Consider the following 11,865-nt stretch of genomic DNA (forward strand, 5'->3'; position numbering starts at 1 on the left):
TCTGGCAGTGGGTGTGGACCCCGGGAGGGCGGGGGAGCCGGAACCATGCCTATCTGCGGGAGCGGCTCGTGGTGCTTCCGCTGCTGACCGCGCTCGCCTTCACCCCCTTCGCCTGGGCGTACTCCTCGGTGCGCGGGGGCGCCGCGTACGTACAGGAGCGGGTCGCGCCCGCGCTCGGGAACCTGGCGGAAGCCCGGGTGTCGTTGCAGATCGCCGATCAGGAGGCGAGCGACAGCCTGCGGGCGGGGCGGGCCGTCGAGCTGAGCGGGCTCAGTGAGCGGTACCGGATCCTGAGCACGCGGGCCACGCAGCGCCTCAACCAGGTGGCGCGCGGCGGCGCCCTGTCGATGGCCGAGCGGCAGGACCTCGACGTGGTCGCGGGCCTGGTGGCCGACTACGGCACCTGGACCGCTTGGGCGCAGGCCAACGCCGACGACCCCGCGCTGCGCAAGGCCGCCCTCGCGTACGCGCGCAGCATCCTGTGCTCGGCCCGGGAGAAGCCCAGCACCAGCAGCGGCCCCGATGAGCACCTCGGCTGCCGCCACAACACCGGCTCCGACGCCACCGCCGTCGTGGACCGCGTCACCGCCCTGGAGCGCGCCCTCCAGAAGCGGCTCGCGAGCCGGGTGGCCGTCGGCGCGGACGTGCTCGCCGCGTTCCTGGTCTCCGGGGTCGCGTTCCTGCTCCTGGTGCGCGGGTACTGGCGCACCCAGGTGTTCCTGCACCGGCGCTTCCGGCTCCACGCCAGCCTGCCGCTGCTCGGCGCCGCCGTGCCGCTGCTCGCGCTGCCGCTGCTCGCGGTCGACGCCGTGCTCGTCCAGAGAGCGCAGAGCGATGCCACGGCCACCGCCCGCGCGCTGTCGGGCCGGACCACCCCCGCTGACAAGAGCACCGCCGAGATCGCCGATCTGGAGGACTCCGTGGACCGGGAGCTGGCGGAGGGCCGCCTCGCCTACCTCGACGGCGTGTCCGTGTGGGTGCTGCCCGCGGGCCTCCTGAGCGCCGCCGTCACCGGTGGCACCCTGCACGCCTACCGGCGCGAGTACGTCCGTCTCACCCCCGCGGGAGCCACCCCGTGAGCGGCCGCGGGAACCGCCCGGCGCACGTCGCGGCCCGGCGCCGCCCCGGGGCCCTGCGGCGGCCGGTGCGCACCGCCCTCGGCTGCTGCCTGCTCCTGCTCGCCACCACCCTCACCGGCGGCTGCGCCGACGACCGCCGCGACACCCTGGTCGTCCTCGGACCGTGGACGGGGCCCGAGGGCACGGCGTTCGAGGCGATGCTGCGGCGGCTCGACGACGGCACCGGTGAGACGTACACGTACAAGGGCACCCGCTCGCTGCGCGAGACCCTGGTGGCGCAGCTGGAGGCCGAGGATCCGCCCGACGTGGCGGTGCTCAACAGCGTGGGCGAGCTGACCGAGTACGCCCGCGACAGCCTGTTGCAGCCCCTGGACGCCCCGGAACGGCCGCCGTGGGCGCCCCGCGTCGAGGTGTCCGGCGCCCGGCGCACGTACTGGGTGCCGCTGAAGGTGGACCTGAAGAGCCTGGTGTGGAGCGAGGCGGGCGCGGGCGGCGGGGACCGGGGCGGCGGGCGGCCGCGGTGGTGCCTGGGGATGGCCTCGCAGGCCACGTCGGGCTGGCCGGGAACGGACTGGATCGAGGACCTCGTCCTGCACCGCTCGGGCCCCGGCACGTACGCGCGCTGGGCCACGGGCGGGCTGAGCTGGAGCAGCCCCGAGGTGCGGGGCGCCTGGACGGCTTGGGCGCGGCTGCTCGGCGAGCGGTCGCGGAAGTGGGTGGACCTCGCGCTGACCACGTCGTACGAGGGCGTGCCCGACACCGCCGACGGAGACGCCCGCGAGGCCACCCGGGGCCTGCTGAACTCGCCGCAGCTGAACTGCACACACGAACACCAGAGCGCCTTCGTCCGCTATCTGTACACGAACGCAAAGGGTGAAGGGGGCTTGCAGGACGGCCGGGGCAGGCCTGTACGGGTCGATCCGTCCGCCCGCTTCCTGCCAGGACCCGCCGCCCACGACGGCGCGTACGAGGTCGCGGGCGACATGGCGGCGGCCTTCGGCGACCGTCCCGCCGCCCGCGACCTGGTCGAACGCCTGTCCGGTTCCGAGGCGCGGCGGCTGTGGCACGCGGCGGCCGAACCGGCGCTGCGGCCGTTCTTCCCCGGCGCCGGCGACCCGCAGCCCACCGACCCCGGCGGGGACCGGGCCGCCGGCATCCTCACCGGCGGGGCCGAGACGCTGTGCTTCGACGCCTCGGACGCGATGCCGCCCGCGCTGCGGGACACCTTCCACCGCGCGGTCCTGCACTATCTGCGGGACTCGTCGGCCGCCCACCTCGACGCGCTCCTCGGCGAGCTGGACAATGTCCGCACGAAGACCGGCAGGAGCACCCTGCCGCCCGGCGACCTGTGCGCGCCCCCCGCGGGCGGGTGAGCGGAAAATCGAGCTGCGCCTGCCGCCGTACGGCCGCATACTGGCGGAGACCTGGCCTCCCGGGGTCGCTGTCTGCCAACCATTCCGCAGCGGTTAGCGTCTACTCCGAAGGAGTTGCCCCAGCCAGCCGAACGGATCGCCGACCGTGGCCTCTGCCGACCTGTCCTCCCCGTCACTCAGCCGAGCCGACCGGGGCAGCGGCATGCGCGAACCCTGGTACCAGCGGCACCGCATGGCGTTGCTCATCACCGCGGGCCTGCTACCGCTGTATCTGCTGTGGTGGACGGTGTTCGCGACCGGCGGCGGCGACCTCGCCGCGCAGCAGGCCTGGGCGGGCTTCGCCCGGCGCTATCCGGGTTCCGCGTACAGCCTGTTCTGGTACGGCGGCCTGCACACCGCCAACTACAGCGTCATCTCGCCCTATCTGATGGCCGCCTTCGGCGTGCGCACCGTGGCCGCCGCCTCGGGGCTCGCCGCCACCTTCATGGGCGTCTCCATCATCATGCGGAGCTCCATCCGCAAGCCCCTGTGGCCCGCGCTCGTGGTCGGCTTCTCCATGTGGTGCCAGGTCGTGTGCGGGCGGGCGACGTTCATGCTGGGCGTCGCCTTCGGCGTCGGGGCGGTGCTCGCGGCCGTCGGCGGCAACAGCCGCCGCCGGATCGTGGCCGCCACGCTGTGCGCGGCCCTCGCCACCATGGGCAGCCCGGTGGCTGGCCTGTTCCTCGTCGTGGTGGGCGCCGCCTATCTCCTGTTGCGCCAGTGGGGCCGGGCGCTCGCCCTGATCCTGCCGCCGTTCGTCGTGGTGGGCCTCACGACGTGGCTGTTCCCCTTCGAGGGCGAGCAGCCCATGGCGTTCGTCCGGATCTTCCCGCCGGTGCTGCTGTGCGGCGTCGTGATGCTGGCGGCCCCGCGGTCCTGGAAGCTGCTGAAGTTCGGCGCCGGGGTGTACGCGGTGGGCGTCGTCCTGACCTGGCTGATCCCCACCCCGATCGGGACGAACGTCGAGCGCTTCGCCGAGATCGCGGCCCCGCCGATACTGCTCGCCGCCGTCCTCAACCGGGACTTCACGCTCCCCAGGTCACTGCGGCCCCTGCGCCCCGCCCGGGTCCTTCAGACCCTGCGCCGCCTCGGCTCCTTCCGGCCGGTGTGGTCGGGCGTCAAGCGGCACCACATCTGGCAGCGCGCCATCCTCGTCACCGCCGTCGTGCTGTCCCTGACCTGGGTGTCCATCAAGACGACCGCCGACATAGTGGCCTATACGAAGGTGCCCACCTGGGCCGTCGAGACGGACGGCGTCGTCAAGGAGCTGAACCGCCTGGGCGCCGACCGCACCCGCGTCGAGGTGGTCCCGGCCCGCGACCACCGCGAGGCCGCCGTGCTCGCGCCGTACATCAACATGGCGCGCGGCTGGAACCGGCAGGCCGACGTGGAGCGCGGCCGCCTCTTCTACGAGGGCCGCCCGGTGTCCGAGGTGGAGGAGGTCGCCTTCACGTCGTCCTCGTACCGCGCCTGGCTGAACCAGTGGGCCGTCGGCTTCGTGGTGCTCTACAAGGGCGACGGCAAGCCGGACGGTGCCGCCGAGCGCGAGCACGACCTGGTGACCAGCGAGCCCGACTATCTGGAGCAGGTCTGGCACGACGACAACTGGCGGATCTACCGCGTGCAGGACCCCGTGCCGCTCGTCGACAAGCCCGGTTCCGTGGTGACCGCCGACGGCGCCCACCTCACCGTCCGCATGTCCGAGCCCGGCTCCGTCATCGTGCGTGTGGCCTACTCGCCGTGGCTGTGGGCCGAGGGCGGCTGCCTGTACAAGGAGGGCGACTTCACCCGGCTCACGGTGAAGAAGGCGGGCGACGTACGCATCGGGTCCAACTACGCGGGCCCCTCGGGGCCGCAGCCGCGGTGCGCGCCCGACAAGGGCAAGGACTAGAAGCGCGCCGCCGGGGCCCGGACGCAGGGCCCCGGCGCGGCGCACGGCAGAGGGGTGGGGCGCGCCGCAACACCGGCTCGCCCCACCCCTTTGTCGTGCGCTGTGCCCCGCGCCAGGGGACCGTCAGCCGATCCGGGTGAGCTTCGCGCCGAAGCCCGGCTCGGTGAGGTCCTTCTGAAGGGCCACCGGGACCTTGATCGCCCCGCTGGTGGTGCCGTCCCCGACGGTGAGCCTGCCGACGACCGTGCCCGCCTTCGCGGAGTGCGGCGGGGTCTTGCCCGCGTCGTCGATCTCGACCTTCGAGGTCAGTCCGGACCAGCCGACGGCGGTGACGTCCTTGGTGGCGACGACCGGCGTGGTCCCGCCGAGACCGTCGTCGATCTCGCCGACGACCTGGCCCTTCTTCACCACGGTCGTGGCCTTCAGGGCGTCCTGGCCGGCCGCGATCAGGTCCTTGGTGACATCGGTGACCTTGTCGATGTTGGCCACGCCCTGCGAACCGAACTGGGCCAGGGCCGCACCGATGATCACGTGGGTCTTGCCGCCGACCTTCTTCTCCGCGGCGAAGAGGATGTTGCCGCCCGCTGCGGTGGTGGTGCCGGTCTTGATGCCGATGGCGACGGTCGGGACGAGACCGAAGAAGTTGTCCTGCCGGTCGCCGTTGAGGTCCTTGTAGTTGGGCTGCCCCGCGATCTCCTTGAAGATCGGGTCCTCCATGGCGACACGGCCGAGCTTCACCAGGTCCTCGGCGGTCGAGACGGTGGTCTTGTCCAGGCCGCTCGGGTCCGTGTAGTGCGTGTTCTTCATGCCGAGTTCCTTGGCGGTCTTGTTCATCTTGGCGACGAACTTGTCCTCGGAACCGTTGCTGTCCCAGCGCGCGAGCATCCGGGCCACGTTGTTGGCCGACGGCAGCATCACGGCCTGGAGGGCCTCGTACTGGGTGATCTTCTGGCCCTCGGACACCTTGACCACGGACTCGCGCTCCGCCTTGCCCTTCTCGTAGTGCTGCTCCGCCTTGGCGTCGACGGTGAGGGTCTTGCCGTTCTCACCCTTCTTGATCGGGTGGTCGCGCAGGATCAGGTAGGTCGTCATCACCTTGGCGATGCTGGCGATCGGCACGGGCTTCTGGTCACCGGCCTTGCCGAAGGAGCCGATGCCGTCGACGTCCATGGCCGCCTGGCCCTTGTCGGGCCAGGGGATCGACGGCTCGCCGCCCTTGAACGTGTACGACGACGCGCTCGTCAGCGTCAGCTTCGGCTCGGGAAGAGGACGCAGCGCCTGTGCGACTGCGAACACCACGACGAGCAGCAGTACGAGGGGCGTCCAGATCTTGAACCGGCGTACGAGGGTGCGTACGCGGGTCTCCGGGGGCGGCGGCGTGTTGGTCAGCTCGGCGAGCAGGTCGATCGGGGGCTTGGGCGGCAGGGGCTGCTGCCGGGTGGCCTCCGGGGAGACGTCCTGCGGGGGCGTCTGGGGGGCACCGGTCCCGGCGGGGCCTGCCTTCGCGGGGCTGCTCTGGGCGGGGCTGCTCTGGGCGGGGCCGCTCTGCACGGGCAGGGGGGCGGCGCCCGGGGCGGCGCCGGGCTTGGCGCCCGGCTTCGTCAGGGACCTGGTCCGGTGCTCGTCGAGCGGCTTGAGCGCGACGAACTTGCTGGTCCGCTCGGACTCGGACTCGGACTCGGTCTTGGCCTCGGTCTCGGATTCGGTCTCCGGCTTGCCCTCGGGCTTCCCCTCGGCTTTCCCCCCGGCCTTCTCGCCGGGCTTCTCCCCCGGCTTGGGCACGTCGCCGAGCTTGAGCATCGTGGTGGGCTGGTCCACGCCCGAGGACGCGGGGCGGGGGGCCTTGAAGACGGCGGTGGCCTGGTCGAGCGGTCGGTCGTCGGAGCCGGGCCCTGCGGAGTCGTCCTTCGCGCTGCCGGGCTTCGCACTGCCGGGCTCGGGCTCGGCGCCGGGCTCGGGCTCGGCGGTGGGCTTGGACCCGGCGGCGGGCTTCGACCCGGCGGCGGCCTTCGACGACCCGGCGGCGGGCTTCGCAGGCTCGGCCTCGGTGTCGTCCTCCGGCTTCGCGGCGGCGGCCCAGGACGGGGTCTTCGCGGCCTTGCGGACAGTGGTGAACACAGCGGTGGCCCGGTCGACCCGGGGATCCTCGGGCCGGGTCCCGCCGCCGTCGCCCTGGGGCTCGCCCTCGCCCTCGGCGCGGTCGTCGGAGTCACCCTCGGAGTCGCTGTCGGAGTTGTCCTCGGCCTCGGAGCCGCCCTTGGCCTCGCCCTCGGTGTCCGCCTTCGCGGCAGGCGGCCGAGCGGCTTCCGCCTTCGCGGCAGGCGGCCGGGCGGCCGTGAACACGGCGGTGGCCATGTCGACCGCGGACCCCGGGGCGTCCTCGCCGCCCCCCTCCGACGCGTCCCCCGAAGAGTTCTCCTGCCCCGCGCTCACGTCCTCGCGTACGTCGTCGCGTACGTCATCGCGCACAGCGGCGCCGTCCGCGCCCGCAGCGGAGCCGTCCGTACCCTCAGGGGCATCGTCCGCCCCCTCGGGGGCGCCGTCCGCCTCGCCCTCCGGGGAGGATTCGCCGTCACCCGCGACCCACGCGACAACCGCAGCGCGCAGTCGTGCGTCTCCATTGGCGTCGCCCGGCTTGGAGCCGGACGCAGCATCGGACGCCGCATCGGACGCCGGAGCAGCGTCACCCGCACCGTCCGAGGCGCCCCCGCCAGAAACCGTCTTCGACCTGTCGGGGAACTCGCCCGCCACCGATGCCTCCTCGTTCGCCGTACTCGCCGTACTTGCCGTACTCGCCGCACTTACCACGCAAAACCACCGCCCGGACCCACTGTCCGAACCGTGTACCAGTGTCCTGTGTGAGGGCTTAACCCCCGTGGTAGACGAGAACGACATACCTACTGGTTCCCGTACGTACCGCCCACGCGCTCTCGACAGACCAATGTGAGAGGGGTCACCCTGTCATTCATCCACGCGGGGAGGCATGGATGGGCAGGAGCCGCAGAACAATTCCGGAGGAGCTTCTGCTGCTCGCTTTGGACCCGGCCACGGGTACCACAGCGCAGCCGCAGTCGCTCGACCTCGGTCTGGCCGGAGCACAGCTAGTGGAGCTGGCGCTGGCCGGACGGATAGCCCCTGACGGGGATCGTATCGCCGTGGTGATGCCACGGCCGACCGGAGATCCGACACTGGACTCCGCACTGGAACTGCTGCGCAGGCGCGGCAGCCCGGTACGGGCGGTCCACTGGATCGGCGGGCCCCGACTGGGGCTGCGCCAGATCTACCTCTCGCATCTGGAGCGGTGCGGCATGGTGCATGCCGTGGCGGGCCAGATGTGCGGAGTGCTGCCGACGACTCGCTACCAGGCGACGGACACGGCGATCAGCCGGGACATCAGGGCCCGGCTCGATTCAGCGATCCGCACCGGTGTACCACCGGACCCGCGGACCGCGGCGCTCGCCGCCCTGGCCCACGCGGTCGGACTCGGCAAGCACCTGTATCCGGGCAACGAGGGCCGCTCGTCCCGTTCCCGGCTGCGGGATCTGATCAGGCACGACCCGATGGGCGGCCTCGTGGCGCACGCCGTGATGGACGTCCAGAACGGTGTGGCGGCGCAGCCGCGCCGCAGTCCCGCGACCGCGGGGCAGGGCGGGCGTCAGCCCGCGCAGGCGGCACGGGCCGTACCGGAACCCGGCAGGGTGCCGATGCAGCCACACCGAGGTGCGGGAGCCATGGCCCGCGCCGTGGCCCACTGAGCCAGCAGGCCACGCACCACGTGTGCACCGTGCACACGCGCACCGTGCACACGCGCACTGGGCACACGCGCACCGCGCACAAGCGCACTGCGCGCAAGGCGCACAAGGCGCACAAGCACGCCGCGCACATCCCGGCACCAGGGGTCACCCAAGAGCACCGCCAGCACCATCGGACCCCACCAGCAACACTCGCAACAACAGAGACACCGGCAGTATCAGCACCACCAGCAATGCGAGCACCACCAGCAACGCGAGCATCACCAGCACGACAAGCACCGCCAGCAGCACACGCATGATCGGCACCATCAGCACCACCCGCACCCCGGGGTGCACCCAGCGCCGCACCGCAGTCCCCAGACCCGGTTCGGGAGCCGCTGGTCCGCGCGGGCGGGGCGCCGGACGTCCAGGAACGGACGCCGGTGTCCCGGCCCGCGCGGCCGCAACCGCCGCATCTTGCACGCGCGTTGCGAAACCGCGCACGGTGAACGCCGCGCCGGCCCCGCACCTACCGCTGTTCTGCTGTTTTCCAGCGCCGAGTTGACCCGTGGTGGCACTCTGCATGGCAGCAGACACGCAAAGTAGAGGCATAGTGCCGGAGGTGCACGTCCCGTGGCGTCCAACGTCAATCCCACTGTCAGGCGACGCCGGCTCGGACAGGAGCTGCGTCGGCTGCGCGAGCTGAAAGGCATGACGGCCGAAGAGGTGGCGGAGCGGCTGCTCGTCTCGCAGTCGAAGATCAGCCGCCTGGAGAACGGCCGTCGCTCCATCAGCCAGCGCGACGTCCGCGACCTCTGCGGGGTGTACGAGGTCGAGGACCACCGCATCGTCGACTCGCTGATGCAGATGGCCAAGGATTCGCGCCAGCAGGGCTGGTGGCACTCCTTCGGCGACATCCCGTACAGCGTGTACATCGGCCTGGAGACGGATGCCGCCTCCTTGCGGGTGTACGACCCGCAGGTCGTCCCCGGCCTGCTGCAGACCCGTCCGTACGCGGAAGCCCTGATCACCGGCGCGTTGCCGGAGACGACACCGACGGACATCGAGAAACGGGTGCAGGTCCGGATGCGCCGCCAGGAGCGCATCGCGGCGCCGGAGAACCCGCTGCGCCTGTGGACCGTCCTCGACGAGTCCGCGCTGCGCCGCGTGGTCGGCAACCGCGCGCTGATGCGCGAACAACTGGAATACCTGGTGGAGCAGTCGCAACTGCCGCACGTGACGGTCCAGGTGATCCCGTTCGAGATGGGCGCGCACCCGGGCCTGAACGGCCAGTACGCCATTCTGGAGTTCCCGGACGCCTCGGATTCCAGCGTGGTCTACATCGAGGGCGTCACCAGCGACCTCTATCTGGAAAAAGCGAACGACGTCCAGCAATACAGCGTCATGTACGAGCATCTGCGGGCGCAGGCGCTGAATGTGGAGCAATCCCGTCAGCTGATCGCGGACATCGCCAAGGAGTACGCCCGCTGACCTCGGCGATCCGCCGTGATCCCGCTCGGCACTCCGAGGCCCACCCGGCGGCCTGCCGGAGCCTCGATCGATGAAGGCGCCGCACAGTACACCTTCGCCTCATCGCGGCGGAAGACCCCTCTGGAATATGCCATCCGGTTGAGTGAACGACCCATCCGCCGATCGATGTTGGCGAGTAGCGTCATTCACGCCAACAGCACCACGTTGGCGATTACCGCACTACAGCGGTCACAGCAATTCACCAACTGGGCAAAACGGAGCGAACATGGCTATTCAGCAGGGTGCGTCGCACGCGTGGACCAAGTCTTCCTACTCCACCGGGAACGGCGCTTGCGTCGAGGTCAAGTCACCGGTCACGCACGCGATCTCCGTGCGCGACTCGAAGGTCTCGGACGGCCCCGTCCTCGCCTTTCCGGCCGAGTCCTGGAACGTCTTCGTGTCCGAGGTCCGAGGCGGGGACCACGACCGCGGGTGATACGTGCCAATACCGAGACACAACGACATAAGCATCACCGCACCACCGCACCACCGCACCACCGCACCACCGCACTACCGCTTCACCGCACCATCGCATGAGCCCTCTCGACTGGTCCGCCGTCCTGGCCGAGAGGGCTCGGCCTTTTTCCGCGCCGCTAGGCGCCGCTAGCGGAGCTGGTCGACGTAGCGGTCCGTGCCGGGCACGGTCGGGATGAACGGGGCGACCAGTTCCACCCGCCCGGGACCGGAGGCCGCCGCCGGGTCGGCGAGCGGGGCGAAGTGCTCCGCCCAGCAGTCGCGCGGGTCGCACTCCAGGAACCACAGCAGGGTCAGCCGGGTGTCGACGCCCTCGACCTGCTTCACATAGGTCATCCGGTCCCCCGGCAGCGGTGTCGGCCGGAAGATCACCACCATGGCGGCGGGTGACCCCTCAAGGGCCCGTGGCAGCCGCCGCGCCACCAGCCACTCCAGGAGTTCCGCTCGCCGTTCCGGTTCTGCCGCGTCGACGACTTCGAGGACGAGCCCCCGGTAGGGGTGGTCGAGGGCGTGGAAGTCACGCGGTCCGGCGGCGCCGTCCCGGTACACGGTGGCCTCGTGGTCCTGGAACGCCGTGAAGACATGGGTGCGGGCGTGGTGGACACGGCTGTCGCGGTTCAGCCGCTTGTTGATGCCGACGGTCCACTTCATGTGGTCGGCGTAGCGGCCCTCGGTGATCCAGTACGTGGAGAGGTAGCAGCCGGCCGTCACGGGCCGGGCGACGGCCGACTCCGCCGGGAAGCGCAGGAGCTGGAGGTCCCGGGTGGCCACCCAGCGGCGCCCCGCGTACATCCAGGGCATCGCCATCGCGCCCGCGTAGTAGTGGTCGTCCTCGTACCAGCGGTTGTAGGCGTACTCCTGACCGGGATGCGGCTCGACCATGGTGATCAGCGCATGGCCCGGCCGCACTCCGTAGGGCCCGACGGCAGCGAGCTCGCCGTAGACGTCACCGCGGGCCCGTGTACCGCTTCCGCTTCCGCTTCTGCTCCCGTGCCCGCTTCCTCTCGGCTCGCCCATGGCGCACGCACCCCTTCCCGTCTCTTCCTTCCACCCCCGGACGCCCATACTCTGACGCCCCGTCAGACAATGCACCAGAGAACGACCCGGAGGAATCGTGTCGCTGCTCACCGGCAAGACCGTCGTCGTCTCGGGAGTGGGTGCGGGTCTCGGCCACGAGGTCGCCGCCGCAGTCGTACGGGACGGAGGGTGCGCCGTGCTCGGCGCCCGCACCGAGGAGAACCTCGCCAAGTCGGCCGCGGCGCGGTGGCGCGTGCGGCGGAGTCGGCGCCGACCGCGCCGGGCTCGTCGCCGCGCGGGTCACCACGGTCGTCTTCCTCGGCCTCTCCATGGCGGTGACCACGCAGGTCCACTCCCCCGCCCTCAAGGACATCATCACCGTCGTCATCAAGTGGGTCGCCGGCCTCATGGGGCCCATCGCCATCCCGATGATGCTGGGGCTGCTGCGGCAGTTCCGCCGCTCCGGCCCCACCCGGGGGCCCGTGGCCGGGGCTGCAACCGTAGCCCGCCGCTCCGCGTCGGGCCTCTCCCACCCACCCGTTACTGCCGTATCAGCCGCACCGGCAGGGGGGGTTGGGTGCGGCGGGGCGCAGACGCCGACGGGGGTCTGCCACAGGGGGAGGCCAGCATCCGGCTGCTTGGGCGGAAACGGGCGGGCGGGTGGGAAGCAACCCGCCGCGGTAGCGGCGGGGATGGGGCGGCGGGCCGCAGACGCCAACACGGGCCCGCCA

At 71.7% G+C, this 11,865-nt stretch carries 9 protein-coding genes and 2 pseudogenes; 8 read left to right on the plus strand and 3 right to left on the minus strand.

Translation table 11 applies throughout. From position 1 onward, the window contains the following. Positions 1–68 precede the first annotated feature (68 nt). The 3 genes from GPA10_RS15045 (at position 69) to GPA10_RS15055 (ending at position 4,382) form a co-directional block, all read left to right on the plus strand. Complete coding sequence (locus GPA10_RS15045; protein ID WP_198351607.1) at positions 69–1,079, plus strand: hypothetical protein; 1,011 nt, start codon at positions 69–71, stop codon at positions 1,077–1,079. Beyond that, the gene (locus GPA10_RS15050; RefSeq protein ID WP_343040866.1) at positions 1,076–2,452 is read left to right on the plus strand and encodes an alpha-glucoside ABC transporter substrate-binding protein; all 1,377 of its coding nucleotides are present in this window, start codon (positions 1,076–1,078) and stop codon (positions 2,450–2,452) included. Before GPA10_RS15045 ends, GPA10_RS15050 begins: the two co-directional genes overlap by 4 nt. Positions 2,453–2,654: 202 nt before the next feature. After that, positions 2,655–4,382: a hypothetical protein gene (locus tag GPA10_RS15055; protein WP_107450133.1), complete on the plus strand. Its 1,728-nt coding sequence runs from the start codon at positions 2,655–2,657 to the stop codon at positions 4,380–4,382. A gap of 123 nt (positions 4,383–4,505) precedes the next feature. Here GPA10_RS15055 and GPA10_RS43690 read toward each other — a convergent pair whose 3' ends face one another. Then, positions 4,506–7,133 (minus strand): D-alanyl-D-alanine carboxypeptidase, encoded by a 2,628-nt coding sequence (locus GPA10_RS43690; RefSeq protein WP_343040867.1) that lies wholly within the window; start codon positions 7,131–7,133, stop codon positions 4,506–4,508. Positions 7,134–7,369: 236 nt separating this feature from the next. Between GPA10_RS43690 and GPA10_RS15065 the strand changes: the two genes are divergently transcribed. Then, positions 7,370–8,137: a GOLPH3/VPS74 family protein gene (locus tag GPA10_RS15065; RefSeq protein WP_058846146.1), complete on the plus strand. Its 768-nt coding sequence runs from the start codon at positions 7,370–7,372 to the stop codon at positions 8,135–8,137. 144 nt (positions 8,138–8,281) lie between these two features. Here GPA10_RS15065 and GPA10_RS15070 read toward each other — a convergent pair whose 3' ends face one another. Further along, positions 8,282–8,431: a hypothetical protein gene (locus tag GPA10_RS15070; protein ID WP_157165934.1), complete on the minus strand. Its 150-nt coding sequence runs from the start codon at positions 8,429–8,431 to the stop codon at positions 8,282–8,284. 315 nt (positions 8,432–8,746) lie between these two features. Here GPA10_RS15070 and GPA10_RS15075 point away from each other — a divergent pair, with 315 nt between their 5' ends. Both GPA10_RS15075 and GPA10_RS15080 read left to right on the plus strand, forming a co-directional pair. Continuing rightward, positions 8,747–9,604 carry a helix-turn-helix domain-containing protein gene (locus GPA10_RS15075; RefSeq protein ID WP_058846148.1) on the plus strand — a complete coding sequence of 286 codons (858 nt, stop codon included), beginning with the start codon at positions 8,747–8,749 and terminating at the stop codon, positions 9,602–9,604. Positions 9,605–9,869: 265 nt separating this feature from the next. Then, entirely contained in the window at positions 9,870–10,079 is a 210-nt protein-coding gene (locus tag GPA10_RS15080) for a DUF397 domain-containing protein (protein ID WP_058846149.1), read from the plus strand. Positions 10,080–10,246: 167 nt separating this feature from the next. Here GPA10_RS15080 and GPA10_RS15085 read toward each other — a convergent pair whose 3' ends face one another. Then, the gene (locus GPA10_RS15085) at positions 10,247–11,134 is read right to left on the minus strand and encodes a hypothetical protein (RefSeq protein WP_157165935.1); all 888 of its coding nucleotides are present in this window, start codon (positions 11,132–11,134) and stop codon (positions 10,247–10,249) included. A gap of 97 nt (positions 11,135–11,231) precedes the next feature. On the opposite strand from GPA10_RS15085, the pseudogene GPA10_RS15090 reads away from it, so the two are divergent. Together GPA10_RS15090 and GPA10_RS42445 are read left to right on the plus strand one after the other, a co-directional pair. Then, positions 11,232–11,375 (plus strand): annotated as a pseudogene (locus tag GPA10_RS15090) (SDR family oxidoreductase); the annotation flags it as partial. A gap of 31 nt (positions 11,376–11,406) precedes the next feature. Then, positions 11,407–11,622, plus strand: a pseudogene (locus GPA10_RS42445) (Na+:solute symporter); the annotation flags it as partial. Between the last annotated feature and the right edge of the window lie 243 nt (positions 11,623–11,865).

Source organism: Streptomyces typhae, assembly GCF_009755605.1.
Taxonomy (GTDB): domain Bacteria; phylum Actinomycetota; class Actinomycetes; order Streptomycetales; family Streptomycetaceae; genus Streptomyces; species Streptomyces typhae.

Excerpts from the sequence above, each read along its gene's own strand:
- GPA10_RS15080 (WP_058846149.1), top strand. The coding sequence starts at position 9,870 with ATGGCTATTCAGCAGGGTGCGTCGCACGCGTGGACCAAGTCTTCCTAC.
- GPA10_RS15070 (WP_157165934.1), bottom strand. The coding sequence starts at position 8,431 with ATGCGTGTGCTGCTGGCGGTGCTTGTCGTGCTGGTGATGCTCGCGTTG.
- GPA10_RS15085 (WP_157165935.1), bottom strand. The coding sequence starts at position 11,134 with ATGGGCGAGCCGAGAGGAAGCGGGCACGGGAGCAGAAGCGGAAGCGGA.
- GPA10_RS15065 (WP_058846146.1), top strand. The coding sequence starts at position 7,370 with ATGGGCAGGAGCCGCAGAACAATTCCGGAGGAGCTTCTGCTGCTCGCT.
- GPA10_RS15055 (WP_107450133.1), top strand. The coding sequence starts at position 2,655 with ATGCGCGAACCCTGGTACCAGCGGCACCGCATGGCGTTGCTCATCACC.